The following is a 24,846-nucleotide window of genomic DNA, read 5'->3' as shown; positions in this document are numbered from 1 at the left end:
TACCTGTTCAGACGGCGGCAATAACTGGGTCATGTTTGAATCGACACCATAGCGGTGGCAGATCCTCCGGGAGTGGCCGGTATTCACCGATCTCCGACCAGCCTCCGGGGCCATGAAAATCACTGCCGGCGCTGACCAGCAGACCGAACTCGCGGGCCAGAATGGCCAGGCTGCCCACTTGTTCGGCAGGCTGGTAACCATTGACCACTTCGATGGCGTGGCCCCCTGCTTGAATATAGTCGGCAATCAGGCGACGTCGCTTGCTTCGAGTGAATTCGTAGTGCCAGGGGTGTGCCAGGCTGACCCAGGCCTTGGCCGCACGCAGGGTTTCGACGGTTTCTTCCAGGGTCGGCCAGTGTTGCTTGACGTCGCCCAGCTTGCCGGCACCCAGCCATTTGCGGAACGCCTCGGCGCGATCCTTGACGAAACCTTCTCGCACCATCCAGTCGGCGAAATGCGGGCGGGCCGGCGCGTTTCCGCTGTCGCCCAGCGCCTGCTGGATCTCCCGGGCGCCATCCAGCGCCCCCGGCATGCCTTTGAGCGCCAGTTTGCGGCTGATTTCCTCGGAGCGTAGCCAGCGGCCATCATGCAATCTGGCGATGGCCTCGACCAACGGCGCGGCGTTCACGTCAAAACCGTAGCCCAGCACATGAATGGTCGCGCCGCCCCAGGTGCAGGACAATTCGACGCCATTGACCAGTTGCATCCCTAACGCGGTAGCCGCGTGCAGGGCCTCGTCGAGGCCCTCAAGGGTGTCGTGATCGGTCAAGGCCAGGACTCGCACGCCTTTCTCGAACGCCCGCGCCACCAGAACCGCAGGCGCCAGGGCGCCATCGGAGGCCGTGCTATGGCAGTGCAAATCAACATTCACAGGGCTTTGTAACCTCAAATCAGCTGGCGCTATCGCGCGCCCATATGTTTGTTATTATGCCGCCACATCCTGCTTCTGGCTGCCACTGTGAAACAATTCATCGATTTCATCCCGCTCCTGCTGTTTTTCATCGTCTTCAAAATCGATCCACGGGTCGTCGACATCGCCGGCCATGAGCTCACTGTAGGCGGTATTTACAGCGCCACCGCGATGCTGATCGTCAGTTCCCTGGTGGTCTACGGCACGTTGTTCATCAAGCAGCGCAAGCTGGAGAAGAGCCAATGGCTGACCCTGATCGCCTGCCTGGTCTTCGGCAGCCTGACCCTGGCCTTCCACAGCGAGACGTTCCTCAAGTGGAAAGCCCCGGTGGTCAACTGGCTGTTCGCCCTGGCGTTCATCGGCAGCCACTTCGTCGGTGACAGCCTGCTGATCAAACGCATCATGGGCCACGCGCTGACCTTGCCGGAACCGGTCTGGACACGCCTGAACATCGCCTGGATCGCCTTCTTCCTGTTTTGCGGTGCCGCCAACCTGTTTGTCGCGTTCACCTTCCAGAGCTACTGGGTCGACTTCAAGGTCTTCGGCAGCCTGGGCATGACTTTGCTGTTCCTGGTCGGCCAGGGCATTTACCTGTCCCGCCACCTGCACGATGCCGACACCACTACGCCAAAAACCGAGGACTGACATGCTTTACGCAATCATTGCCACAGACGTCGCCAACTCCCTGGAAGCCCGCCTGGCCGCACGGCCTGCGCACCTCGAGCGCCTGCAAGCGCTCAAGGGCGAAGGTCGCATCGTATTGGCCGGCCCGCACCCGGCGGTCGACAGCAATGATCCGGGCGCGGCGGGTTTCACCGGCAGCCTGATCGTCGCCGAGTTCGATTCCCTGGGCGCCGCCCAGGCCTGGGCCGACGCCGATCCGTACATCGCCGCAGGCGTCTACGCCAACGTTCTGGTCAAACCGTTCAAGCAAGTCCTGCCGTAACAATTCCCCCACGCGGTGAACCTTGTCGGTTCATCGCGTTCTCAATCGCTCATTATTCCTGTTTATCGGCCGACAACTTGCCCAATACTCGTATTGGAATCAGGAGTCGCGATGCGCAAGGGTCCGTTGTGTCTGATGTTGGTCACGTTGTCGATCGTGGCGCCCGCCCACGGTGAAGAATACGCCGAGGGTGGAAACTCGACGCCGCTTTCCTTGAGTGCCGGCAGCCAGATCACCGAGCTGCAGCAACGCTTGAAAGAAAGCGAACGGCAACGGGAAGAACTGAACAAGCAATTGCAAACTGTCGATGGCGAACGCGAAAGCCCGCTGCTGGCCCGGTTGCGCCAGGAGAATCAGCGCTTGAAGCTGCAACTCAAGGAAGCCCAGGCCAGCAGTCCGCTGCCGCGTTTGCTGACCGACCAGCAACAATGGTTTGTCATTGGCGCCGGGGTAGCGCTATTGGCGCTGCTCTGCGGTATCTTCGCCAGTGGAGCAAGTCGAAAACGTCGACAATGGCTAAATTGAGTGAGTCATGAGCGAGCTGTTACTGATTGATGATGACCAGGAGCTGTGTGAGCTCCTGAGCAGTTGGCTGAGCCAGGAAGGGTTTCAGGTACGAGCCTGTCACGACGGCCAGAGCGCTCGCCGTGCGCTGGCCGAAACCGCTCCGGCGGCCGTGGTACTGGATGTGATGTTGCCCGATGGCAGCGGCCTGGAGCTGCTCAAGCAGTTGCGCAGCGATCACCCGGATTTGCCGGTGCTGATGCTCTCGGCCCGGGGCGAGCCCCTGGACCGTATCCTTGGCCTGGAACTGGGCGCCGACGATTACCTGGCCAAACCCTGCGATCCACGGGAACTGACCGCCCGCCTGCGCGCCGTCCTGCGCCGCAGCCACCCGGCAGCGGTGTCCAGCCAGCTGGAACTGGGCGACCTGTGTTTCAGCCCGGTGCGCGGCGTGGTCAGCATCGACGAGCAGGAGTTCACCCTCACCGTTTCCGAAAGCCGCCTGCTGGAAGCCCTGCTCAAGCAGCCTGGCGAACCCCTGGACAAACAGGAACTGGCGCAGATTGCCCTCGGCCGCAAGCTGACCCTGTACGACCGCAGCCTGGACATGCACGTCAGCAACCTGCGCAAGAAGATCGGCCCACACCCCGATGGCCGTCCGCGCATCGTGGCCCTGCGCAGCCGCGGCTACTACTACAGCCTCTGACCCCTGACGACATACGGTCCCTGTAGGAGCTGCCGCAGGCTGCGATCTTTTGATCTTGCTTTTTAAGATCAAGATCAAAAGATCGCAGCCTGCGGCAGCTCCTACAGGGGAATCGGGCGTTTTGTCAGGTCGGCGGGAAATCGTCTTTACCCAAGCTTTACCCTTCGCTGACCGCCGCTGACCTTGATCTGCGTAATCTGTACTCATCCGGAACGTACCGGGAACGAGACAAGGAGATTCACCATGCGCAAGACTCTTATCGCTCTGATGTTCGCTGCTGCCCTGCCGACCGTGGCCATGGCCATGCCTGAAGGCGCAGGCCCCATGGGTGGGTCGATGGACGGTTCGCGCCACGGCGGTCAGATGCACGGCATGCACGGCAAAGGCCCGTACAGTGAACTGGACCTGAGCCGCGAACAGCGCGAGCAGATCCGCAAGATCATGGGCGAGCAGATGCACGAGCGTAAGCAACTGGTCGATAAATACCTGGAGAAACTCTCGCCAGCCGACCAGAAAGCCATGAAAGACGAAATGACCGCCAAGCGCCAGAAAGCCGAAGCCGACGTGCGTGCGGTGCTGAAACCGGATCAACAGAAGAAATTCGACGAGATCCAGAAAAAACAGGCCGAACGTCGCGCCGAGTGGGCCGAGTTCAAGGCCTGGAAAGCGCAACAGCCGCAAAAGACGCAATAATGCGTTAACCCCGGACCCGACGGCTGAACACCGTTGGGTCTGATGCTTTTGATCTACTGTAGGAGCGAGCCTGCTCGCGATGGACGTCAACGATAACGCGCGGCATCAGGCAGCCCGTGTTGTCTATGCGTTTTTCGCGAGCAGGCTCGCTCCTACATGGGATTCTGTGCTTGTTTGAGGATTTTCCGTGCGTTCATTGTTCTGGCGTATCCTGGCCAGCTTCTGGCTGGCCATCGCTCTGGTTGCAGGGCTTTCCATCCTGCTCGGGCACATGCTCAACCAGGACGCCTGGATTCTCAGCCGCCACCCGGGCCTCAACACGCTGCCCGAACAGTGGACGCAGACTTACGAAAGTCAGGGCGAAGACGCCGCCCAGGACATTCTCCAGCAGCGCAAACGCCAGTATCACATCGACGTTCAGGTGCTCAACGAGAGTGGCGATCCGGTGGTACGCGGCACCTTCCCCAGACGTGCGGCGGCCTTTGAGGCGCGCCAGAACAATGATGACCGACGCCTGCCATGGCGGCGTCTGACCGATGAGTTCACCAGCGAAAAAACCGGTGACACCTTCCTGTTCATCTATCGCATTCCACACCCGGAACTGGACGCCTGGCACCGCGAGAGCCTGCTCTGGCCGCTCAGTGCCCTGGGAATCGCCTTGGTGGTGCTGACCCTGTTCAGCCTGCTGGTGACCTTTTCCATCACTCGCCCGCTCAGCCGTCTGCGCGGAGCGGTGCATGACCTGGGACAAACCACGTATCAACAGAACAGCCTGGTCAAGCTGGCCAACCGTCGCGATGAGTTTGGCGTCCTGGCCAATGACTTCAACCGCATGGGTGCGCGCCTGCAAAGTTTGATTGGCAGCCAGCGGCAACTGCTGCGCGATGTCTCCCACGAACTGCGCTCGCCTCTGGCCCGTCTGCGTATCGCGCTGGCGCTCGCCGAACGGGCCGGCCCACAGGAACGGGAACAGCTATGGCCGCGCCTGACCCGGGAGTGCGACCGACTGGAAGCGCTGATCAGCGAAATCCTGGTGCTGGCGCGGGTCGACTCCGATAACGCCAGTGCCGAAGAGGTGGATCTGAATGCCTTGCTCAATACCTTGCAGAAGGATGCTCAACTCGCTTCACCCGAACAGCTCGTACACCTCGAAGCTGAGTCGCAACTGAATCTGAAGGGCTGGCCGACCATGATCGAACGGGCCGTGGACAACTTGCTGCGCAACGCCCAGCGTTTCAATCCGGTGGGTGGCCTGCCGATCGAAATGCAGGCGCTGCGCCAAGGTGAGCGGATCGTCGTGACCGTGCGCGATCATGGACCGGGGGTCAGTGCCGAATATTTGAGCCAGCTCGGTGAGCCGTTCTATCGGGCACCGGGGCAGACCGCGGCCGGACACGGCCTGGGCCTGGCGATCGCCCGGCGAGCGGCGGAGCGCCATGGCGGCTGCCTGGTACTGGCCAATCACCCTGAAGGCGGGTTCATTGCCAGCCTGGAATTGCCGTTGGTACCGGGGGCTGTCGTACAGCCCTGAGGCTGTCCCCCCAATTCTGAATGACACAGATCTACTGTGGGAGCGAGCTTGCTCGCGATGGCGGTTTTTCAGTCACTTCAATGTTAAATGTACTGCCGCTATCGCGAGCAAGCTCGCTCCCACAGGGCCTGCGGTGTCAGACCTTCCCGGACCATTCGCTGACGAATTCGGCCAGGTCGACCTTCTCGGCCACCCGCGGTTCTTTCTGCGGTGTGCCCAGGTACAGGAAAGCAATCACCTCTTCCCCCTCCGCCAGGCCCAAACCCTTGGCCACATGCGGCGAGTACGCCAGGTCACCGGTACGCCACACCGCGCCAATGCCCTGCGCATAGGCCGCCAGCAAGATCCCGTGGGCCGCACAGCCCGCCGCCAGCAACTGCTCGGACTTCGGATACTTGACGTGATCCTGCAACCGCGCAATCACCACCACCACCAACGGCGCCCGCAGCGGATTATTGCGCGCCTTGTCGATGGCCGCTTCGCTGACTTCGCCGTCCTGCAATTTCGCCGCTTCGACCAGCAGCTCGCCCATTTGCTCACGTGCCGCACCTTCCACCGTCAGGAAGCGCCAAGGCTGCAAGTGACCGTGATCCGGGGCGCGCATGGCGGCGCCGAACAGCACCTCGCGCTGCTCGGCAGTGGGTGCAGGGTCAATCAGTCGCGGAACGGAAACACGGTTGAGCAAAGCGTCGAGAGCCTGCATCGGCCACCTCCTGAAAAATTTGTGCGGCTATTCTAGCTGTAACTGCCGCAGCAGTGCCGGTTTACATGCCCTGCCTCACAGGTAGAATGGCGCCCTTTCCTCTATCAGCCGAGCGGACCTCATGGCGTTGCCGACCTTACGGATCATTGGTTTCATCATCGGCATCTTCCTGATCACGCTGGCGATCTCCATGGTCATCCCCATGGCCACGCTGGTCATTTTCGACCGCACCAGCGATCTGCCGTCGTTCCTCTGGGCCAGCATGATCACCTTTGTCGCCGGTTTGGCGCTGGTGATTCCGGGGCGCCCCGAGCACGTGCACCTGCGCCCCCGGGACATGTACCTGCTGACCGTCAGCAGTTGGCTGGTGGTGTGCATCTTCGCCGCGCTGCCGTTCCTGCTGACCCAACACATCAGCTACACCGACTCGTTCTTCGAAAGCATGTCCGGCATCACCGCCACTGGCGCAACCGTACTCAGCGGCCTGGACAGCATGTCCCCCGGCATCCTGATGTGGCGCTCGTTGCTGCACTGGCTCGGCGGCATCGGCTTCATCGGCATGGCGGTGGCGATTCTGCCGCTGCTGCGCATCGGCGGCATGCGGCTGTTCCAGACCGAATCGTCGGACCGTTCGGAAAAAGTCATGCCCCGTTCGCACATGGTGGCGCGCCTGATCGTGGCGGCCTACGTCGGCATTACCATTGTCGGCAGCCTGGCGTTCTGGTGGGCCGGGATGAGCCCGTTCGATGCGATCAACCACGCGATGTCGGCGATTTCCACCGGTGGCTTCTCCACCTCCGACCAGTCTTTGGCCAAGTGGCCGGAGCCTGCGGTGCATTGGGTCGCGATCGTCGTCATGATTCTCGGGGCCCTGCCGTTCACCCTGTATGTCGCTACGTTGCGGGGTAACCGTCGGGCGCTGATCAAGGATGAACAGGTTCAAGGCCTGCTCGGCATGTTGCTGGTGACCTGGCTGGTGCTCGGCACCTGGTATTGGTGGACGACCCAGCTGCATTGGCTGGAGGCGTTGCGGCACGTGGCGCTGAACGTGACGTCGGTAGTGACCACCACCGGTTTTGCACTGGGGGACTACAGCCTCTGGGGCAATTTCTCGCTGATGCTGTTCTTCTATCTGGGGTTTGTCGGCGGTTGTTCCGGCTCGACTGCAGGCGGTATCAAGATTTTCCGCTTCCAGGTGGCCTATATCCTGCTCAAGGCCAACCTTAACCAGCTGATTCATCCGCGCGCGGTGATCAAGCAGAAGTACAACGGTCACCGCCTCGACGAAGAAATCGTGCGTTCGATCCTGACCTTTTCGTTCTTCTTTGCGATCACCATCTGCGTGATTGCGCTGCTGCTGTCGCTGCTCGGCGTGGACTGGATGACCGCCCTCACCGGCGCGGCCAGTACCGTGTCCGGTGTCGGCCCGGGGCTCGGTGAGACCATCGGCCCGGCCGGTAACTTCGCGACCCTGCCGGATGCCGCCAAGTGGATTCTGTCGTTCGGCATGCTGCTCGGCCGACTGGAGATCATCACTGTGTTTGTGCTGTGTATTCCGGCATTTTGGCGTCATTGACCGCTTCAGGTGCCTGCATCAGCCGCATCCGGTACTCGCCGGGTGTGGCATCGAACCAGCGGCGGAAAGCGCGGAAGAAGTTGCTCGGATCGGCGAACCCCAGCAAGTAGGCGATTTCCAGCAAGGTCATGTTCGGTTGCGCCAGGTACTGCTCGGCCAGTTCGCGCCGGGTATCGTCCAGCAGCGCCTGAAAACTCGTGCCCTCTTCCTGCAAGCGCCGTTGCAAGGTGCGCTGGGAAAGGTGCAGCGTCTGCGCCACGGTGTCGCGCTTGGGCTCGCCCTGGGGCAACAGGCGGCACAACACCTGCCTTGCCTTGTGCGTCACGCGGCTTTCGGAAAAGCGCGCCAGGTACTCACCGGCAAAACGGTCATGCAGCAGCGCCATGGCTTCGTTGGCCGTCGGCAAGGGCGCTTCCATGTCCGCACGCTCGAAAATCAGCGCATCGTAAGGCGCGTTGAACACCAGCGGTGCATGGAAGGCTTGTCTATAGGGTTCAGGATTGACCGGTTCGGCGCCTTGCAGCAGCACTTTGCGTGGCTGCAGCGTACGCCCGGTCAACCAGCTGCACAGCGCCAGCGCGCAGGCCAGTGAAGCTTCGGCACTCTGCCGGGTCGGTGGCAAGTGGTCGCCATGCACCGTCAGAATCAGCGCGTAGCCTTCGTCCAGCAGTTGGAAACTCAGGTCGGCACTTTCGGCAATGATTCGCTGATAGCGCACCAGACGCTGAAAACCTTCGGCCAGTGTCTGGCTGGACATCAAGGCGTAACCGGTCACATGGAACTGCGCCGGCCGCACCACCTTGCCCATGTTCAGGCCGATGGCCGGGTTGCCGGACAGTTCGACCGCGCGTTGCCACAGCCGTGTCATGGAGTCCTGCGGAAAGCGCGCATCCGGATCATCCAGTGCCGCGTAATCGAGCCCCAGCTGTTTGAACAGAACCCGGCAATCCAGGCCGTCCATCTCCAGTGCTTTGACAATCCCCATCGCCCAGCTTGCAGAAGTCGTTCGTTCGCTCATGGCGTTTTCTTACATGGTGAGCCGCGTGCGACGGCTATTGACCGAAGGATATTAAAGTGGCGCCTATTGTCACTGCCTGATGCCATTGATCACTCTAGACTCAAATAAGCTACCCGCAGAACAACTTGCAGCCAGAACAATAACCACAGAGATCGCAGTCGTGGAAAACATCAAGCGCTTCAACAGCTTTGCTGAGTTTTACCCTTACTACCTCAGCGAGCACAGCAACAGTACCTGCCGCCGATTGCATTTTATCGGCACGACGCTGGTTATCTTGATACTGGCGCTGACCGTTGGTCGCGGAGCCTGGATGCTGTTGTGGGCCCTGCCTGTGGCGGGCTACAGCTTTGCCTGGGTCGGGCATTTTTTCTTCGAGAAGAACCGCCCGGCAACGTTCCAACACCCCTTCTACAGCCTGCTCGGCGATTTTGTCATGTACCGGGACATGGTGCTGGGGCGCGTTCCGTTCTAGAGAACATCCGTCACAAGAGAGTTGCCTATGAATGCCAATGCCCGCTTCACCCACATGAAGGACGGCACACAGGAAGACTGGGCGATCATCGCCGCAGACTTCACTGCCTACGCGCGACAATTGCCGACAAGGATCGTGGCGCACCTGAAGTTACTGGAGGGGGATTTTGGCGGGTTCCCGGTGGATCGCCTGACCCATTCCCTGCAAACCGCCACCCGCGCCTTTCGCGATGGTCGCGACGAAGAATACGTGGTCTGCGCCCTGCTCCATGACATCGGCGACACCCTGGGTTCCTACAACCACCCGGACATCGCCGCAGCGATCCTCAAGCCGTTCGTCAGCGCCGAGAACCTGTGGATGGTGGAGAAACACGGGATTTTCCAGGGTTACTACTTCTTTCATCACCTGGGCATGGATCGGCATCTGCGTGAGCAGTTCCAGGACCACCCGCAGTACCAGGCGACCGTCGAGTTCTGTGCCAAATACGATGCGGCGGCGTTTGATCCGGCGTACGACACGCTGCCGCTGAGCTTCTTCGAACCGATGATGGAGCGGTTGTTTGCGCGGCCGAGGAACTCGATCTACAAGGCGGCGATGGAAGAGCACTCGCCGGCCTGACAGGACCGCTGCGCGGTCCATTCGCGGGCAAGCCCGCTCCCACAGGGTTATCTGGCGACCACAAGTTTTGTGTTCACCTTCACCCACTGTGGGAGCGGGCTTGCCCGCGAAGAGGCCAGCACAAACACCGAATGACTGTCAGGCCAACTCTGCAACCTTGGCCGCCTTGATCTGCGCCTCCCGCGCCTGGGCATCCGCCAGGCGATACAACTCGATCGAACCATCCCAGTGCTCGATCAGCGCCGTGCACGACTCCACCCAGTCGCCGCAATTGAGGTAGTCCACCTCGCCCACCTTGCGAATCTCGGCATGGTGAATGTGCCCGCACACCACGCCGTGCAGCTCGCGCTTGACGCATTCATGGGCGATGGCTTCTTCGAAGTCGCTGATGAAGCTGACCGCGGTTTTCACCTTGTGCTTGAGGTAGGCCGACAGCGACCAGTAGCCGTAACCATATCGCGCGCGCCAATGATTGAGCCAGCGGTTGAGGGTCAGGGTGAATTCGTAGGCCGAGTCACCGAGAAAGGCCAACCAGCGATGATAACGGGTGATCACATCGAACTGGTCGCCATGGATCACCAGCAGATGCCGGCCGTCGGCGGTGACGTGCACGGCTTCGTCCACCAACTGAATATTGCCCAGGATCAGCTTCGAATAGCGGCGCAGGAACTCGTCGTGGTTGCCGGTGACGTAGATCACCTCGGTGCCACGCTTGCTCATGGTCAGCAGGCGACGGATCACGTTGGTGTGCGCTTGCGGCCAATACATGCCACCGCGCAGTTTCCAGCCGTCGATGATGTCGCCGACCAGGTAGATTTTGTCCGCATGGTAGCTCTTGAGAAACTGCGACAGGTGTTCAGCCTGGCAATCCCGGGTGCCCAAATGCACGTCGGAAATCCATAGCGTCCGTACGCGTTGCTTACGGGTGGGTTTGGCGAGCTCGGCGCTGGTCATGGGCAACCCTCTGGCAAGTTTTGCCAAGTCTGCCGCGGCCCGGTTAATGGTCCATGACAGCGTCAAGTCAGTCCTGTGACAACGCTAGTGGGCCCGCTCGGTGTAGACTGACGCCCTGAACCGGGAGACCCGCGATGAGACCGATCCTCACGCTGCGCCAATACAGCCACGACCTGATCGTCCACAGCCATGAACACGCGCAATTGGTGTTCGGGCTTTCGGGCGCCCTGGATTTCGAGGTCGACGGCCGTGGTAGCCAGGTGGTCCAGCAGAGTTTCGTGGTGGTGCCCTCCGGTGCGCATCATGCGTGTGGCAGCGCCAATGGCAGTCGCTGCCTGGTGCTGGATGTGCCCAGCGAACAATGGGTTTCGCAGTCGTTGGGCGATCACGCCGAGTCCAGCCGACGCTTGCTCGACAACGCCGGCCGCCTGCCCTTGGACGCGGGACAAAGCCAATTGGTCAGCTGGCTGGCGAACAGTCCGGTCGATGATCCGCTGATCGCACAACAAGGCGCGGTGCTGTTGCTGGCCAGCCTGAACAACGCCAGGCCCGACGCCGTCGGCGGTCGGCGCCTGCCCTATGCCGCGCTGAATGCACACATCGATCAGTACGCGGCGTACCCGCTGCAGGTGGCCGACCTGGCCCGGGTGGCCGGCCTCTCCAGTGCCCGTTTGCATGCGCGGTTCGTGGCTGAATGCGGGCAGACGCCGATGGACTACATCCGCAGTCGACGCCTGCACATCGCGGTGGGCATGCTGCGCAACTCGGCGCTGCCCATCGGCGAGATTGCCAGCCGCGTCGGCTACAGCTCCCAGAGTGCCTTCGCAGCGGCAGTGCTGCGCGAGTTCGGGGCGTCGCCCGGAAAACTGCGGCGCGAGGCTGGCGACAAAAAACGCTAGTCTGCCGACAGACTTGACGGGGCATTACGCGCTTCAATGAGGCCTCTGTTCGTTTGTCATCAAGGATTGCAATGACTCCCCGTACCGCACTTGGCGCCTTGCATATCGGCGCATTGATGTTCGGCCTGACCGGCGTGTTCGGCAAACTGGCTGCCGCATCACCGGCGATCATCGTGTTCGGCCGTGCCGCTTTTGCCGTGCTCGCACTGGCATTTTTTGCACGGTTCGCCAGCCAGACGCGCTGGCAGAAACTCGAGGCCGTGGACTGGCGTCGGCTGCTGCTCAGCGGCTTGTTGCTCGCCGGGCACTGGGTGAGTTTCTTCATTGCGGTGAAAGTCGCAGGCGTGGCGATTGCAACGCTCGGCTTCGCCAGTTTCCCGGCCTTTACCGTGATCCTCGAAGGGCTGATCTTCCGCGAGCGCATTCGCGCCAATGAGATTGTGCTGGTGCTGCTGGTGAGTGTCGGCCTGGTGCTGGTCACGCCTGATTTTGACCTGGCCAGCGGCGCCACCACCGGCTTGCTGTGGGCCGTGGGTTCCGGCTTGTTGTTCGCCCTGCTGTCGCTGACCAACCGTGCCAGCTCCGGGCGCGTCCCGCCCGTGCAGGCGGCGCTGTGCCAGAACGTGGTGGTTGCCCTGTGCCTGCTGCCGGTGGCGGCGCCTCAATTGAGCGAAGTTCGCGCCATCGACTGGCTGTGGATCGGCCTGCTCGGTGTGTTCTGTACCGGTGTCGCCCACAGTCTGTTCGTCGCCAGCCTGGCGGTGATCAAGGCACGCACCGCCGCCGTGGTGTTCGCCCTGGAGCCGGTCTATGGCATCACCGTCGCCTGGCTACTGTTCAACGAAAACCCCACCCTGCGCATGTTGCTGGGAGGTGCGTTGATCATTGTGGCAATCGTGGTGTCCAGCAGGCTCTCAGGCAGTTCGAGCAAGAAGGCCGTTACCGCCGAGGCGGCGTCTCACTGAGTGCGGTCGTTGTGCCCCAGGTCGCGGTCCGGGTCGATCTGATCGCGGACCCGCTGCTTGAGCACTTTGGCTTCAGGGAAGCCACCGTCCGCCTTGCGCTCCCAGATCTGCACGGCGTCACAGAACACATGAAAGACCCCGCCGGTGCCCGGCACCAGGGAGACTTTACCCAGGTCGTCACCGAAGGTGCTGAGCAGTTCCTGGGCCAGCCAGGCCGCACGCAACAGCCACTGGCATTGCGTGCAATAGGTGATGACGACTTCCGGTTTGTGGGCGGTCATGATGGGGCTTGACTCCAGAGTTTGACGACGCCGCTATGATAGCCCGGCCGGTGACTGTCGAGTCGGCTGATCAGGATGTGCCTCTAACCCGAACGCGGGCTCGATCATGGTCAGCGCCACCGGTTGCCTGGTCTCGCCTGGGCTGATCACGTCCCAACTCGACGCCATGGACAGCTCCTCCAGGTTGAGCCGGTACTCATCGTCAGTGGCGGATTCGCCGGACATCGCCAAACCCGGAGCCGCCGCCACGGCAGCAGCGACCGGGATGGTATGACGGTTATCGACCCACTCGAGTTCATCATTGGCTGGCACCCCGTCACGCTGTGCAGTGGGCGATTGCGTGACGGGCGGCCAGATCACTGGTTCGGTAAAGAACTCAGCCGACGGCTCATGCGGCGGCGACAGAGCCTCCGAATCCGTGGCCTGATGCTGCTGGCGCCGACGGCGTACAAACCAGCCCAGCACCAGCAACCCCATCAACGCCGACACGCCGGCAATCTGCAACCAACCAACCCCGGGGGTTTCAGCAATGGCGGGGGCCGGTGCCACTGCATCAGAAACCATGGGTTGCGCTTTTACCTTCTTGAGTTCAGCCAGCTGGGTTTGCAATTCGGCCAACTGCTGTTTCTGGCCATCGATCAGCTCATCCTGGCTTTGCAGCTTCGCATTGAGCTCATCGACAGTGGATTGCAATTGGTGGTTTTGCAGGGTGCTGGCAGCCAGTTGCTCCACAGCGGGGTCGACCATGGAGGCGTCTGTGGCTGGCGCCGTCTTTGCCACGGGTGGCGGCGTTTCGACCGGTTGAACCCTGGGGAATGCGGACGCAGGGGAACTGGAAACCGGTTCATCGGTGGCAGTAACAATGCCTGGCGAACCCGGCGGATCGATCAGTACCGTGTACTCGCGCAATAACCGAGCGCCGGGCTGATCGAGTTGCACGAGGAAATTCAGGAAGGGTTCACTGACCGGTTTGCTGGATGTCACCTGGATCACGCTGCGCTTGCCGCGCAGGACCGGGGTGAATTTCAGATTGTCGAGGAAAAAGACCCGGTCGACCCCGGCACGGTTGAACTCGTCTGCCGTTGCCAGGCTCACCGACAGCTCGCCCTCTTCCAGGCCAGCCGCATCCACCAGGGCGATATCGGCACGCAACGGTTGATTCAGCGCCGAATGCAGGGTGATTTCACCCAGGCCCAACGCCGGCGCCCATGCCGAGTAAGTGACCGCCGCCCCGGCCAGCAACCCCTGTGAACAACCACGCAAAACCAACCGCCAACACTTGAGCATGAGCATCCTTCAGATCTACAAAAACTACCCGTACGCGTTCGTACATCCGTTACGAACACGATATTGCCGAGTAGTTCTTATAGTCTGCGCAATGCGGTCTCTCAAAAAGCCTGGCAGTCGGTTATGCCTCAGGGTTTTTCAAGGTTGCCCAGGATATGCCCGTGAACCCGCATGCACACCTTCAAATCCGCCTCATCGACGCCTTCGAACAGTTCGTGACGCAGTTGCGTGGCAATGGTTTCAATTTGTTCGATCAAGGGAAGCGCCGGGGCGCAGAGCACGATTTTCTTCGCCCGACGGTCTTCCAGCACCGCCTGGCGTTGCACCAGCCCCTGGCTTTCCAGACTGTCGAGCAAACGGGCCAGGGTCGGGCCTTCGACGCCAACGCTTTGTGCCAGCTCCCGCTGGGTCGGAGCTTCTTCGAAACGGGCCAGGTGCAGCAGCACCAGCCAGCGCGCCTGGGACAAGCCCATGCCCGCCAGTCGGCGGTCCAGTTCGGCACGCCAGCCACGGGACATCTGGGCCAATTGCATGCCAAAGCGGTGTTGATCGGTTAACGGCATAAAACACTCATGATTAGACTGAAATAAATAAAAACTAATTATTAGTCAGCTAAGCATGAGCCTCGATCCGAGGCAAGGCTTGATCTGTACTGAATCGTTACATCAGCACGACGGATGTCTCAAATCTCGAATTCCGACTGCAAGGCTGCGCGAACACAGTACAAAACCCCTTCCGGTACCCGGCCCGCGAACAGCGTGGCGATCTCGGAAACCGGCGGCAATTCGCCTTCGCCGTCGAGGAAGGCGTCCTGGACTTCACCCATCAGGTCTTCCGGCAGATCCAGCGCCTGCTCCAGCGACAACTGCTGCTTGCCGATCGCTTCGGCCAGCATGGTGTAGACGTTCTTTTCCGAGCACTGCAACTGACCGGCGATCTGCACCGGTGTCATACCGGCCCGCGCCAGCGTGATCAGTTCGTGACGTACGTCGGCCACCGGTTTCGGCGCCTCGACCTGGCCGCCGAGGACTTCGAGGAAGGCTTCGCCGTAACGCTCAAGCTTGCGCGCGCCGACGCCGCTGACCGTGGCCATTTCCGCCAGCGAGGTCGGCTGGCTGCGCAGCATCTCCAGCAAGGTCGAGTCGGGGAAGATGACATACGGCGGCACGCCATGTTCTTCGGCGAGCTTGCGTCGCAGGGCACGCAGGGCTTCCCACTGTTCGCGCTCCTCGCCCCGGACCAGCTGGCTCGCCTGGCTCTTGCTGCTTTTCGCCACGGTTTGCGCCTTGAGGTCGCGACGCAGCTCAAGGGTCACCTCGCCTTTGAGCAGCGGCCGGCAACTGTCACTCAGGCGCAAGCCACCGTAGCCTTCGAGGTCGATGTCAGCCAGACCTCGGGCCACCAGTTGGCGGAACAACGAGCGCCACTCGCCCTCCGCCATCGCCTTGCCGACACCAAACACCGAAAGATGCTGATGGCCGAAGTTACGGACCTTTTCGTTGTCCTTGCCCAGCAATACATCCACCAGGTGCCCGACGCCGTAGCGCTGACCGGTGCGATAGATCGCCGAAAGCGCCTGCCGCGCGGGCTCGGTGGCATCCCAGGTCTGCACGCCGTCGACGCAGTTGTCGCAATGACCGCAAGGCTGGGGCATGTCCTCGTCGAAGTAGGCCAGCAGCGTTTGCCGACGGCAGCGGGTTTCTTCACACAGGGAAAGCATGGCGTCGAGCTTGTGCTGTTCCAGGCGTTTGTGGCGCTCGTCGCCTTCGGAGTTCTGCAGCATCTGCTTGAGCATCACCACGTCTTGCAGGCCGTAGGCCATCCAGGCGTCTGCCGGCAGGCCGTCACGGCCGCCACGACCGGTTTCCTGGTAGTAGGCCTCCAGGGATTTCGGCAAATCGAGATGCGCGACAAAACGCACGTTGGGCTTGTCGATGCCCATGCCGAAGGCCACGGTGGCAACCATGATCAGGCCTTCTTCGTTGAGGAAGCGCTTCTGATGGTAAGCCCGCAAGTCGTTGGGCAGACCGGCGTGGTACGGCAGCGCCGGGAAGCCCTGCTCGCTGAGGAATGCGGCGACTTCCTCGACTTTCTTGCGCGACAGGCAATACACGATGCCGGCATCGCTGCGGCGTTCGGCGAGGAACGCCAGCAACTGCTTGCGCGGCTGCTCCTTGGGCACGATGCGATAAAAGATGTTCGGTCGGTCGAAGCTCGACAGGAAGCGCTCGGCGTCTTGCAGGTGCAGCCGGGTGACGATTTCTTCCCGGGTGCGCTTGTCGGCCGTGGCGGTCAGGGCGATGCGCGGCACGTCGGGGAACATTTCCGCCAACTGGCCCAGTTGCAGGTATTCCGGACGGAAGTCATGCCCCCATTGCGACACGCAGTGGGCTTCGTCGATGGCGAACAGGGAAATGTTCAATCCTTGCAGAAATGACAGCATGCGCGGCTGGACCAGACGTTCCGGCGCCAGATAGAGCATTTTCACTTCACCGCGGCGGATGCGGGCGGCGAGGTCACGCTGCTGCTCGGCGCTGAGGGTGGAGTTCAACGCGGCGGCGGCCACGCCCAGCTCTTCGAGGGTGGCGACCTGGTCGTCCATCAGGGCGATCAGCGGCGAGACCACCACGGCCAGGCCTTCGCGCAGCAGCGCCGGGACCTGGAAACACAATGACTTGCCGCCACCGGTAGGCATCAGGACCAGGGCATCGCCGCCGCTGGCCACGCGCTCAATGATTGCACCCTGGCGGCCACGGAAACTGTCGTAGCCGAAGATGTCCTTGAGGACGCGTTGAGCCTGTTCGAGCATAAAAACTCCAAAAATCACCGAAACATCCCTGCAAGGCTGGTTCAGAACCCGCGACGCTGCACCGACAAATCGTAAGTGCGCATTGCATGACGCTTCACATTTCAGCCGTGAAGCCAGCAGGGCATCACAAAACGCGCGAGTATACCCGAGCCCCGGCAGGCATTGGGCACCGCTGATAAGACTCCGGCAAACCTGATGTGCAAAAACCGTGGGAGCGAGCCTGCTCGCGAAGAGGCCATCTCAGCCAACATTGATTTCGCCTGAACCACCGCCATCGCGAGCAGGCTCGCTCCCACAGGGATATCGCTTGGCAACTGCCACAAACGGGCAAATATGCCGTGCGGCTGGCCCAAGCGCTCAAGAAGGCCTAGAATTCCCGCATCGAACATTCCCCAAGGTAGTCCTTTAATGTCCTTCGCTGAGCAACTAACCCGCCTGCAAGTCTTCCTCGACGCTGATGAACTGCATGACGAGGCGCTGGACTACGTGGCCGCCCACGGCTACCTCACTGCGCTGTCGATCTGTTCCGAAGTGGTCCCGGACCGTGAATGGATCGACGCACTGTTCGCCGAAGAGCCGCATTACAGTGGCGAAGCCCAGCGCGAAGAGATCGAAGCCACGCTGATCGGCCTCAAGGCCCACATCGCCCGTCAACTGGCCTCCGACGAGGAATTCGAGTTGCCGTGCGACCTGGACCTGGGCGACGACCCGGACGATTCCGAGCTGCGCGGCTGGTGCATCGGTTTCATGGAGGGCGTGTTCCTGCGCGAAGAAGCCTGGTTTGAAACCGCCGAAGACGAAGTCAGCGAAATGCTGCTGCCGATCATGGTCGGATCGGGCCTGTTCGACGAGCAACCGGAGTTCTCCGACATTGCCGCCGACGCCAACCTGATGGACGACATGATCGTGCAGATCCCGGAAGCCCTGACTGCGCTGTACCTGCTGTGCAACGCGCCAGACGAAAAACCGGCGATTCTCAAACCCCGTCACCACTAAGGTTCTGCCTATGGACAATCCCATAGGCAACCGCCCCCTGATGTTGCGCTACGTGCTGCTGGCCATCGGCTGGCTGAGCGTAGCGTTGGGGGTCATCGGAATTTTCCTGCCGGTATTGCCCACCACCCCCTTCCTGCTGCTGGCGGCCGCCTGCTTTGCCCGCAGTTCGCCGCGCTTCTATCAATGGCTGGTCGAGCATCCGCGGCTGGGTCCGTGGATTCGCGATTACCTCGACGGCAACGGCATTCCGCTCAAGGGCAAGGTCTACGCCATCGGCCTGATGTGGGCGAGCATCCTGTTCTCCTGCTATCTGGTACCGCTGCCTTGGGCACGAGGGTTCATGCTGACCAGTGCGGTGCTGGTGACGATCTACATCCTCAGGCAAAAAACCCTGCGCAAATACTGAAGGCTCCCGGGCCCCTTGTGGCGAGGGGGCTTGCCCCCGCTCGGCTGCGCAGCAGCCGCAAAACAGGTGGCCGCGGTGTACCAGGGATATCTGGATTGAATGGTTTGGGGTCGCTTCGCAACCCAACGGGGGCAAGCCCCCTCGCCACAAAAAGCTCAGTGAGCGCCCCTCGCCCGACGACCTGCCCTCCCCCTGCAAAATCTCCACCTAAACTCCACGAACCTACACTCGAGCAGCCAGACATGGCCCGCAGTCTGCGTAGTCCAGGATGGCCAGCGCTCCGACTTCGGCTCGGCGGCGGGTTGCTGCTGGCCGGTTTGCTATTGACCGTTATCAACGGCGTCCGGGCCGACTGGGATTTTGCGCAGATCCTGCAAACCGTGGAAAAACGCTACGGCCCGCCGGGACCGGCACGGAACCGGATCGAGGCGTGGAGTCAGATGCTGCAAAGTGCACGCGGCGTGCCCGAACGTGAGCAGCTCAACGCGGTGAACCGCTTCTTCAATCAGCAGTTGAATTTCCAGGACGACACGCGCATCTGGCAACAGACCGATTACTGGGCTACACCCGTCGAAGCCCTGATCAAGGGTGCCGCCGATTGCGAGGACTACGCGCTGGCTAAGTATTTCAGCCTGCGCCGGCTCGGGTTCCCCAGCGAAAAACTGCGCATCACCTACGTCAAGGCCCTGAGCCAGAACCAGGCGCACATGGTGCTGACGTTCTACAGCACCCCCACGGCCGATCCACTGGTGCTGGACAACCTGATCGGCGATATCCGCCCCGCCTCCCAACGCAAAGACTTGCTGCCGGTGTACGCCTTCAACGCCGAAGGCCTGTACCTGCCGGGCAAGAACGGCGGCCAACGCAGCAGCGACTCGAAGAAGCTGTCGCGCTGGCAGGACGTGTTGAAAAAGATGCAGAGCGAAGGGTTCGACATCGGCGACGGCTAACCGCCATGGCAAGGAGCGAGACATGACACTGCGTAAACAGTTGTTCCTGGCCATCTGCCTGTTCCTGCTGGTGGCGTTCAGCGGCAGTTTTTTTGCCAGCCTCGAAAGCTCCCGCGAGCAAACGCTCAGTCAGCTGCGTGCCCACGCCCAGGACGCGGCCACCGCGCTGGGGCTGTCGCTGACGGCACAGGTCGATGACCCGGCAATGATGGAGCTGATGGTCAGTTCGATTTTCGACAGCGGCTATTTCAGCAACATCCGCGTGATCAGGCTCAAGGATCAGCAAACCCTGGTGGAGCGCAGCACTCCGACAAAAGTCGACGGTGTGCCTGACTGGTTCGTCAGCCTGGTCAACCTGCGCCCGGAAGGTGGCGACGCCTTGGTCATGCGCGGCTGGGAACAGCTGGCACGGGTCGAAGTGCTGAGCAATCCGCAATTCGCCCTGGCCAAGCTCTGGGACAGCACCCTCGGCAGCCTGATCTGGTTGCTGTTGTGCGGGCTGTTCAGTGCGGTGATTGGAGGATGGATGCTGCGCAGGCAATTCCGCCCACTCGACAGCATGGTCCGACAAGCCGAAGCCATCAGTAAACGCGAGTTTCTCAGCCTGCCCAACCTGCCACGCACACCGGAGCTGAAACGGGTGGTGCTGGCCATGAACCAGATGGTCGAAAAACTCAAGGCGCTGTTCGTCGAAGAGGCTGCACGCAGCGAAAAACTGCGGGCCGAATCCTACCTGGACAGCCTTACCGGCCTGGCCAACCGGCGCCTGCTCGACGAAAAACTGGCCGACCACTTGAGAGTCTGCGAACAGAGCCGCGATGGCCATCTGCTGATGTTGCGGATCAACGACCTGAACGGGCTCAACCAGCGACTGGGGGGCCAACGAACCGACGCACTGATCAGCGCCGCCGGCGAACTGCTCAGGCGCCTGACTCAATTGCCGGAACGTCGCACCTGGCTGGCGGCGCGCAATCGCGGTGGGGAGTTCAGCCTGCTGACCCCGGGCCTGGACGCCGAGAGCGCCGCGCGCCTGGCCGCCGATGTCAGCATCAGCCTGGAGAACCTGCGCCTGACCGGCGCCAGTGATTGCATGCCGGTCGCCCACCTGGGCGTTGTCGCCTATCGCCCCGGAGAGCCGATCGGCAACGTACTGCTGCGCCTCGATCAGGCATTGACTGAATCCCGGCAGCGTCCCGAGCGACCCTGGGTGTATCTGGGCCAGCATGACACCGCGCCGAATCACTCCCAGCACGACTGGCGCACCTGGATCGACGACGCCTTGACCGAAGGCAAGATGCAGTTGTACTTCCAGCCCGTCGTGCAATGCGCCGACACCCGCCAGGTGCTGCATCACAAAGTGCTGGCACGCCTGCTCGACCCACAGGGCGAGGCGATTGCCGCCGGGCATTTTCTGCCGTGGATCGAGCGTCTGGGCTGGTCGGCACGCTTCGACCTGGCCATGCTCGAAGCCACGCTGGACGACCTGGTGGTCAACCGCAGGCCCTTGGCACTGAGCCTGTACGGGAGCACCCTGCGCGATCCGCTGCAATGGCGAACAATCCTCGACCTGCTCGACTCCCTTCCCGAACTGGCACCGCTGCTGACCCTGGAAATCGACGAGCGCCAGTTGCCCTCCCCCGAAGAACTGCAGCGTTTGAGCCACAGCCTGCTGAACACCGGTTTTCGCATCGGCCTGCAACACTTCGGCGGGCGCTTCAGCCAGATCGGCAACCTCACCCAATTGGGTTTGGCGTACCTGAAAATCGATGGGGCCTACATTAGAAACATCGACGAGCAGCCTGACAAACGGCTGTTCATCGACGCGATCTTTCGCGCGACCCATAGCATTGATTTGCCGCTGATTGCCGAGAGGGTCGAGACACCCGGGGAACTGGAAATCATCCGGGAGCTGGGTGTATTCGGCGCGATGGGGCGATTGATCGGGCCGCCGGAACCAGGCAGCCGAAGCACTTCCGACCATTGATCGGAAAACACCTCGCACCTGTTATTTATGACAGTAGGCAAGCTATCAGGGCAGGGTTTAAATCACTCGGGCGTATTCACTTCTCATGCCCGGAGTCATCATCATGACTGCTAAACCACCGAATACTTCAACACTTACGTCAGACACACAGAATGAAACTACAGATACAGTAACCTTCGATTCAATCAAGGACAGCAAGGGTAATCTCGTTCCCAAAAACGGCGTTACTTATGACTCAATGCTGGTATTTGAGGGTAAGACTGGCGCAGGCAGGATGCTCACTATTCGCGATCGTCTTACCCCTATCGGTGAGGTGAAGACTCTCTCGTCAGGAATCTGGAACAAACAACTCGACTTTAGCAACCTGGAATTCAAGCGTTTCAACCTTAATGCCATCCAACAAGACCCACCTCAAAATACCTCGAACTCGTACGTTTTCATATGGGCGACCGAGAAGCCGATCATCAAGGTAGTCACTGGCGAGCATGGCCCGATTGACGATGACGATACCTACACCGGTACCTCACCACTGGAATTCACCGGCAACGCACCTCCCGGTATGGAAGTTGAAGCGTTCAACGACGGCACAACCACGGACAAGAAAGTCGAGGTTAATCCTGACGGTTTGTTCAAACTCACCCTCGATGGACTCACCGCTGGCACCTACAAGATCACGATCAAGGCAGCCAATGGCAAAGAGTCCGATGTGTTCACCTTCCATGTCGCATCGGATATAGAACTGATCCTTGATAGGGTCTACGATTCCCGCGGGAAGATTATCACTGAACGCGATACCACCTACAGCAAATGGGTTAGGGCCGAAGGCTTTGCCTGGATCGGCAAACAGGTGCAACTGCTCGATTTCGACGACCCTGTCGACGGAGCAATAGGGACCGCCGAGGAGCCTGACGGACACTGGAAAATCGAATTTGAGTTGTCCCCCCCCAAGTCGTACAGCCTTACCGCCATGGCGCTTTATGGCGAGGGTGAAACTTCCAAATTTCCCTATCTCTTTGATGCGGCGGTGGACGTCAAGCTGAGCCTGGATCACGTCTTCGACTCCAAGGGGGAGGTCCTTGAGGGCCGCACCACCTACGATAAAAAGGTAAAGATCTGCGGCTATGTCAGGCCCGGCAAACGCGTGCAGTTGCACACTCGTGGTGATTCCATCGGACCAGCGACACCCTCCGACGCGGTGACCGGATACTGGGAAATCGAACTTGATGTGGCCCCGCCCGAAGAACACGAACTTACCGTCAAGGGACTTTACGACGATGAAGAGTTTTCCGCCCCACCCCGCACCTTTTTCGTGAGGGAGGACGTCGCGCTGAGCCTGGATCACGTCCTCCAATTCGAGGGCGGCCCCCCTGTCGATGAAGGTGATACCACCAACAAGACTTCGTTGTTCATCACGGGACATGCCCGGCCCGGTGAGAGCATTCAGCTATTCAATGGCAGAGACCCGATAGAAGGTGCCATCGCAACTGCCGATCCCGAATCTGGCGTCTGGAAATATACGCTCGATGTGCAAGCCGGTTTCTACAGCCTGACCGCTCAGGCGAACTATGGCGACAACGAAACCACCCACCCGCCCCGCACCTTTAACGTGGTGCTGGACCTCGAGCTGAGCCTGGATGACGTCCTCGAATCCGAAGACGGCCCCCCTGTCGATGAAGGTGAGACCACCGCCAAGAAGCTGTTGTTCATCTTTGGACATGCCCTGCCCGGTGAGAGCATTCAGCTACTCAATCACGGTAAACCGATAGAAGGTGCCATCGCAACTGCCGATCCCGAATCTGGCATCTGGAAATATCCGCTCGATGTGGAAGACGGTTTCTACAGCCTGACCGCTCAGGCGAATTATGGCGACAACGAAACCACCCACCCGCCCCGCACCTTTACCGTGGTATCCATCATCAAGCCGCACAACACCCGTGCATTCGACCTGGACGGCCTGATCGAGGACTTCGGTACAACCCTATACAACTATGTAATTGTCAGGGGTGTAGCGGCGCCGCTAGCGACGATCAAGCTAAAGATCAACGGAGTCACCGACCCGAAACCGGAACCGACCGACGATACGGGCAAATGGGCCAGACTCGTTCAAAATCTGAACTACGGAACCAAGTATGAGTTCATCGCGGAGGCAGACTATGGTGACAATGACGAGTCCAACCCATGGACGATTTCTGTTGCGGCTGCACTCAGGCCAAGTATCAGCGCCATCAAGGGTGCTTTGGGGCCTATTGACCCAGACGCCACGACCATCGAAAGGGCCGTGACAGTCGAAGGACGTGCCCACAAGGATCAGAAAGTCGAGATATGGGACGGTACAAACCGGCTGACCGAAGCCCTGGTCGGCCCTGATGATACTTTTAGCAAGGACTTGAACGGGCTGACTGCAAAAACCTACGACCTCAAAATAAAACCACTTTATGGTACCGGTGTACCTGACTCCGACACTCAAAGTTTTACCGTCATAAATTGGCCAGACTCTGTCACAACTTTTAACGATGATACGCTCGGCAAGTGGCAGAAAGGCATTGCCTTTACTCAGAGTGTCGTAACCCAGGGAGTCCTCCGTAACGTGACAACCAGTGCGACTGGCCACGCCGGACCCGTACTTTCACAAGCATTTGTCTTCGATGCCAATGAGCAATACTCATTCACCTTCCGCGTTCGAAACATTAGCGGCCAACCCACTAACCTGACTCCGAAGTTCAGCGTCACCATAGGAGCCGAGGAGTTGATTCCTGTTTTCAATGTGCCTAGAGACGGACAATGGCATTTGCTGTCGGCGCGAATTTCGGTCCCTCGCACCAACAACTACACGCTTTACATAAAAAGCAATGAGGATCGAGGTGGCGGCACTGGGCCGGATGGAGGCAACGATTACGAACTGGATGACATTATCGTGCGTCAGATCAGACCTGAATGGAGCGACTCGATAACAGATTTCAATGATGGTAGCTCTGGAAGCTGGAGCCGAGGACCTGCCGCTTTGGGAGGAGAAATAACCAACGGTGTGTTTCACCACCAAACGGTAAACGCGACCGGAAACGCAGGTGTCGTGTTTTCCAATTTTTTCCGATTCGAAAAAGATAGAACCTACTCATTCAGTTATCGACTTCGTAACTTCAGTGCCGATGAAACGAACAAACCTCCAAGGTTGTCGGTTTCGAGAGGTGGCGCAACGATTTTGCCTGAATATAGTATTCCCCGGGACGGAGAGTGGCACCCTATGCAGGGAGAGTTTTCAGTACCCGCGACCGGAGATCGTTACCAGATAGACATAAACAGTCATGAAGACAGAGGCGGGGGAAGCGGAAGCAACGGAGGCAATGACTACGAAATTGATGACATTGTCATTCTTCTACTTCGGTAGAAGTTGAAGACTCCGTCAATCCGGCAAAATGAAAAAACCGCTTAACGCGGTTTTTTCATTCACTAATCCCCGCCTGCCCCGGGTTGCCGGTGACGGTCGCACCATTGATGTTCAGGGTAGAGCCGGTCTGTATTCGGGACGGGAGACAACAGATCGAGCCGCCGAAAGCAATGCAGCCAATGCATCTCGTCTATTGATCGGAAACCACCTCGCCCCTGTTATTTATGATAGTAGGCAAGCTATCAGAGCAGGG

At 60.3% G+C, this 24,846-nt stretch carries 24 protein-coding genes; 16 read left to right on the top strand and 8 right to left on the bottom strand.

Going from position 1 to position 24,846, the window contains the following annotated elements:
• Positions 1-7 precede the first annotated feature (7 nt).
• The gene (locus tag KW838_RS16745) at positions 8-871 is read right to left on the bottom strand and encodes a PHP domain-containing protein (protein ID WP_218501826.1); all 864 of its coding nucleotides are present in this window, start codon (positions 869-871) and stop codon (positions 8-10) included.
• A gap of 87 nt (positions 872-958) precedes the next feature.
• Between KW838_RS16745 and KW838_RS16740 the strand changes: the two genes are divergently transcribed.
• The 6 genes from KW838_RS16740 to KW838_RS16715 all read left to right on the top strand — a co-directional run bounded on the left by KW838_RS16740 (position 959) and on the right by KW838_RS16715 (position 5,290).
• Complete coding sequence (locus KW838_RS16740) at positions 959-1,555, top strand: septation protein A (protein ID WP_102699472.1); 597 nt, start codon at positions 959-961, stop codon at positions 1,553-1,555.
• 1 nt (position 1,556) lies between these two features.
• The gene (locus KW838_RS16735) at positions 1,557-1,856 is read left to right on the top strand and encodes a YciI family protein (RefSeq protein WP_102699473.1); all 300 of its coding nucleotides are present in this window, start codon (positions 1,557-1,559) and stop codon (positions 1,854-1,856) included.
• 111 nt (positions 1,857-1,967) lie between these two features.
• Positions 1,968-2,381, top strand: coding sequence for a translation initiation factor 2 (locus KW838_RS16730; RefSeq protein ID WP_102699474.1), 414 nt, complete (start codon positions 1,968-1,970; stop codon positions 2,379-2,381).
• Positions 2,382-2,388: 7 nt separating this feature from the next.
• Positions 2,389-3,066 (top strand): response regulator transcription factor, encoded by a 678-nt coding sequence (locus KW838_RS16725; protein ID WP_007975295.1) that lies wholly within the window; start codon positions 2,389-2,391, stop codon positions 3,064-3,066.
• Between the two features lie 243 nt (positions 3,067-3,309).
• Positions 3,310-3,759, top strand: coding sequence for a Spy/CpxP family protein refolding chaperone (locus KW838_RS16720; RefSeq protein ID WP_218501825.1), 450 nt, complete (start codon positions 3,310-3,312; stop codon positions 3,757-3,759).
• Between the two features lie 187 nt (positions 3,760-3,946).
• Positions 3,947-5,290, top strand: a complete 1,344-nt coding sequence (locus KW838_RS16715) for a HAMP domain-containing sensor histidine kinase (protein ID WP_218501824.1) — start codon at positions 3,947-3,949, stop codon at positions 5,288-5,290.
• Positions 5,291-5,426: 136 nt separating this feature from the next.
• Here the strand turns inward: KW838_RS16715 and KW838_RS16710 are convergent, their stop codons facing one another.
• The gene (locus tag KW838_RS16710) at positions 5,427-5,993 is read right to left on the bottom strand and encodes an NAD(P)H nitroreductase (RefSeq protein ID WP_102699477.1); all 567 of its coding nucleotides are present in this window, start codon (positions 5,991-5,993) and stop codon (positions 5,427-5,429) included.
• Positions 5,994-6,114: 121 nt separating this feature from the next.
• Between KW838_RS16710 and KW838_RS16705 the strand changes: the two genes are divergently transcribed.
• Positions 6,115-7,569, top strand: coding sequence for a TrkH family potassium uptake protein (locus KW838_RS16705; RefSeq protein ID WP_102699478.1), 1,455 nt, complete (start codon positions 6,115-6,117; stop codon positions 7,567-7,569).
• On the opposite strand, the gene KW838_RS16700 is transcribed toward KW838_RS16705, so the two are convergent.
• Positions 7,526-8,587, bottom strand: coding sequence for an AraC family transcriptional regulator (locus tag KW838_RS16700; RefSeq protein ID WP_218501822.1), 1,062 nt, complete (start codon positions 8,585-8,587; stop codon positions 7,526-7,528). The two genes, KW838_RS16705 and KW838_RS16700, sit on opposite strands and share 44 nt — an antisense overlap.
• Before the next feature lie 160 nt (positions 8,588-8,747).
• Between KW838_RS16700 and KW838_RS16695 the strand changes: the two genes are divergently transcribed.
• On the top strand, positions 8,748-9,059 hold the full coding sequence (locus tag KW838_RS16695) for a DUF962 domain-containing protein (RefSeq protein WP_007975287.1): 312 nt from the start codon (positions 8,748-8,750) through the stop codon (positions 9,057-9,059).
• A gap of 27 nt (positions 9,060-9,086) precedes the next feature.
• Positions 9,087-9,677, top strand: a complete 591-nt coding sequence (locus KW838_RS16690) for an HD domain-containing protein (protein WP_218481648.1) — start codon at positions 9,087-9,089, stop codon at positions 9,675-9,677.
• 138 nt (positions 9,678-9,815) lie between these two features.
• Here the strand turns inward: KW838_RS16690 and KW838_RS16685 are convergent, their stop codons facing one another.
• Positions 9,816-10,631, bottom strand: coding sequence for a UDP-2,3-diacylglucosamine diphosphatase (locus KW838_RS16685; RefSeq protein ID WP_218501820.1), 816 nt, complete (start codon positions 10,629-10,631; stop codon positions 9,816-9,818).
• A gap of 134 nt (positions 10,632-10,765) precedes the next feature.
• Between KW838_RS16685 and KW838_RS16680 the strand changes: the two genes are divergently transcribed.
• Both KW838_RS16680 and KW838_RS16675 read left to right on the top strand, forming a co-directional pair.
• A complete protein-coding gene (locus KW838_RS16680; RefSeq protein ID WP_218501816.1) occupies positions 10,766-11,530 on the top strand; it encodes an AraC family transcriptional regulator in 765 nt (254 codons plus the stop codon).
• Between the two features lie 71 nt (positions 11,531-11,601).
• Positions 11,602-12,495: a DMT family transporter gene (locus tag KW838_RS16675; protein ID WP_102699484.1), complete on the top strand. Its 894-nt coding sequence runs from the start codon at positions 11,602-11,604 to the stop codon at positions 12,493-12,495.
• On the opposite strand, the gene KW838_RS16670 is transcribed toward KW838_RS16675, so the two are convergent.
• The 4 genes from KW838_RS16670 to recQ form a co-directional block, all read right to left on the bottom strand.
• Complete coding sequence (locus KW838_RS16670; RefSeq protein WP_218501814.1) at positions 12,489-12,776, bottom strand: SelT/SelW/SelH family protein; 288 nt, start codon at positions 12,774-12,776, stop codon at positions 12,489-12,491. The genes KW838_RS16675 and KW838_RS16670 overlap by 7 nt on opposite strands.
• Positions 12,777-12,809: 33 nt before the next feature.
• A complete protein-coding gene (locus KW838_RS16665; protein ID WP_218501812.1) occupies positions 12,810-14,063 on the bottom strand; it encodes a FimV family protein in 1,254 nt (417 codons plus the stop codon).
• A gap of 128 nt (positions 14,064-14,191) precedes the next feature.
• The gene (locus tag KW838_RS16660; protein ID WP_102699486.1) at positions 14,192-14,626 is read right to left on the bottom strand and encodes a MarR family transcriptional regulator; all 435 of its coding nucleotides are present in this window, start codon (positions 14,624-14,626) and stop codon (positions 14,192-14,194) included.
• A 119-nt stretch (positions 14,627-14,745) separates the two neighbouring features.
• A complete protein-coding gene (recQ, locus tag KW838_RS16655; RefSeq protein ID WP_218501810.1) occupies positions 14,746-16,872 on the bottom strand; it encodes a DNA helicase RecQ in 2,127 nt (708 codons plus the stop codon).
• Between the two features lie 408 nt (positions 16,873-17,280).
• Here recQ and KW838_RS16650 point away from each other — a divergent pair, with 408 nt between their 5' ends.
• The 5 genes from KW838_RS16650 to KW838_RS16630 all read left to right on the top strand — a co-directional run bounded on the left by KW838_RS16650 (position 17,281) and on the right by KW838_RS16630 (position 24,593).
• Positions 17,281-17,868: a YecA family protein gene (locus KW838_RS16650; protein ID WP_007975277.1), complete on the top strand. Its 588-nt coding sequence runs from the start codon at positions 17,281-17,283 to the stop codon at positions 17,866-17,868.
• A gap of 10 nt (positions 17,869-17,878) precedes the next feature.
• Positions 17,879-18,274, top strand: a complete 396-nt coding sequence (locus KW838_RS16645) for a YbaN family protein (protein WP_102699488.1) — start codon at positions 17,879-17,881, stop codon at positions 18,272-18,274.
• Between the two features lie 242 nt (positions 18,275-18,516).
• Entirely contained in the window at positions 18,517-19,224 is a 708-nt protein-coding gene (gene lapG, locus KW838_RS16640) for a cysteine protease LapG (RefSeq protein ID WP_218501808.1), read from the top strand.
• Positions 19,225-19,246: 22 nt separating this feature from the next.
• On the top strand, positions 19,247-21,208 hold the full coding sequence (gene lapD / locus KW838_RS16635) for a cyclic di-GMP receptor LapD (RefSeq protein ID WP_218501806.1): 1,962 nt from the start codon (positions 19,247-19,249) through the stop codon (positions 21,206-21,208).
• 103 nt (positions 21,209-21,311) lie between these two features.
• Positions 21,312-24,593, top strand: a complete 3,282-nt coding sequence (locus KW838_RS16630; protein ID WP_218501797.1) for a carboxypeptidase-like regulatory domain-containing protein — start codon at positions 21,312-21,314, stop codon at positions 24,591-24,593.
• The last annotated feature ends 253 nt before the right edge of the window (positions 24,594-24,846 follow it).

It is taken from the genome of Pseudomonas sp. PDM27 (genome assembly GCF_019219205.1).
Taxonomy (GTDB): Bacteria; Pseudomonadota; Gammaproteobacteria; order Pseudomonadales; family Pseudomonadaceae; genus Aquipseudomonas; species Aquipseudomonas laurylsulfatiphila.
Note: the sequence above shows the minus strand (reverse complement) of the source record. Positions and strands in the feature narration are given on the sequence as shown.

What these genes read in the sequence shown, in the direction of transcription:
- KW838_RS16735 (WP_102699473.1), top strand. Translation starts at nt 1,557, where the DNA reads ATGCTTTACGCAATCATTGCCACAGACGTCGCCAACTCCCTGGAAGCC.
- KW838_RS16730 (WP_102699474.1), top strand. Translation starts at nt 1,968, where the DNA reads ATGCGCAAGGGTCCGTTGTGTCTGATGTTGGTCACGTTGTCGATCGTG.
- KW838_RS16725 (WP_007975295.1), top strand. Translation starts at nt 2,389, where the DNA reads ATGAGCGAGCTGTTACTGATTGATGATGACCAGGAGCTGTGTGAGCTC.
- KW838_RS16720 (WP_218501825.1), top strand. Translation starts at nt 3,310, where the DNA reads ATGCGCAAGACTCTTATCGCTCTGATGTTCGCTGCTGCCCTGCCGACC.
- KW838_RS16710 (WP_102699477.1), bottom strand. Translation starts at nt 5,993, where the DNA reads ATGCAGGCTCTCGACGCTTTGCTCAACCGTGTTTCCGTTCCGCGACTG.
- KW838_RS16705 (WP_102699478.1), top strand. Translation starts at nt 6,115, where the DNA reads ATGGCGTTGCCGACCTTACGGATCATTGGTTTCATCATCGGCATCTTC.
- KW838_RS16700 (WP_218501822.1), bottom strand. Translation starts at nt 8,587, where the DNA reads ATGAGCGAACGAACGACTTCTGCAAGCTGGGCGATGGGGATTGTCAAA.
- KW838_RS16690 (WP_218481648.1), top strand. Translation starts at nt 9,087, where the DNA reads ATGAATGCCAATGCCCGCTTCACCCACATGAAGGACGGCACACAGGAA.
- KW838_RS16685 (WP_218501820.1), bottom strand. Translation starts at nt 10,631, where the DNA reads ATGACCAGCGCCGAGCTCGCCAAACCCACCCGTAAGCAACGCGTACGG.
- KW838_RS16680 (WP_218501816.1), top strand. Translation starts at nt 10,766, where the DNA reads ATGAGACCGATCCTCACGCTGCGCCAATACAGCCACGACCTGATCGTC.
- KW838_RS16675 (WP_102699484.1), top strand. Translation starts at nt 11,602, where the DNA reads ATGACTCCCCGTACCGCACTTGGCGCCTTGCATATCGGCGCATTGATG.
- KW838_RS16670 (WP_218501814.1), bottom strand. Translation starts at nt 12,776, where the DNA reads ATGACCGCCCACAAACCGGAAGTCGTCATCACCTATTGCACGCAATGC.
- KW838_RS16665 (WP_218501812.1), bottom strand. Translation starts at nt 14,063, where the DNA reads ATGCTCAAGTGTTGGCGGTTGGTTTTGCGTGGTTGTTCACAGGGGTTG.
- KW838_RS16660 (WP_102699486.1), bottom strand. Translation starts at nt 14,626, where the DNA reads ATGCCGTTAACCGATCAACACCGCTTTGGCATGCAATTGGCCCAGATG.
- recQ (WP_218501810.1), bottom strand. Translation starts at nt 16,872, where the DNA reads ATGCTCGAACAGGCTCAACGCGTCCTCAAGGACATCTTCGGCTACGAC.
- KW838_RS16650 (WP_007975277.1), top strand. Translation starts at nt 17,281, where the DNA reads ATGTCCTTCGCTGAGCAACTAACCCGCCTGCAAGTCTTCCTCGACGCT.
- KW838_RS16645 (WP_102699488.1), top strand. Translation starts at nt 17,879, where the DNA reads ATGGACAATCCCATAGGCAACCGCCCCCTGATGTTGCGCTACGTGCTG.
- lapG (WP_218501808.1), top strand. Translation starts at nt 18,517, where the DNA reads ATGGCCCGCAGTCTGCGTAGTCCAGGATGGCCAGCGCTCCGACTTCGG.
- lapD (WP_218501806.1), top strand. Translation starts at nt 19,247, where the DNA reads ATGACACTGCGTAAACAGTTGTTCCTGGCCATCTGCCTGTTCCTGCTG.
- KW838_RS16630 (WP_218501797.1), top strand. Translation starts at nt 21,312, where the DNA reads ATGACTGCTAAACCACCGAATACTTCAACACTTACGTCAGACACACAG.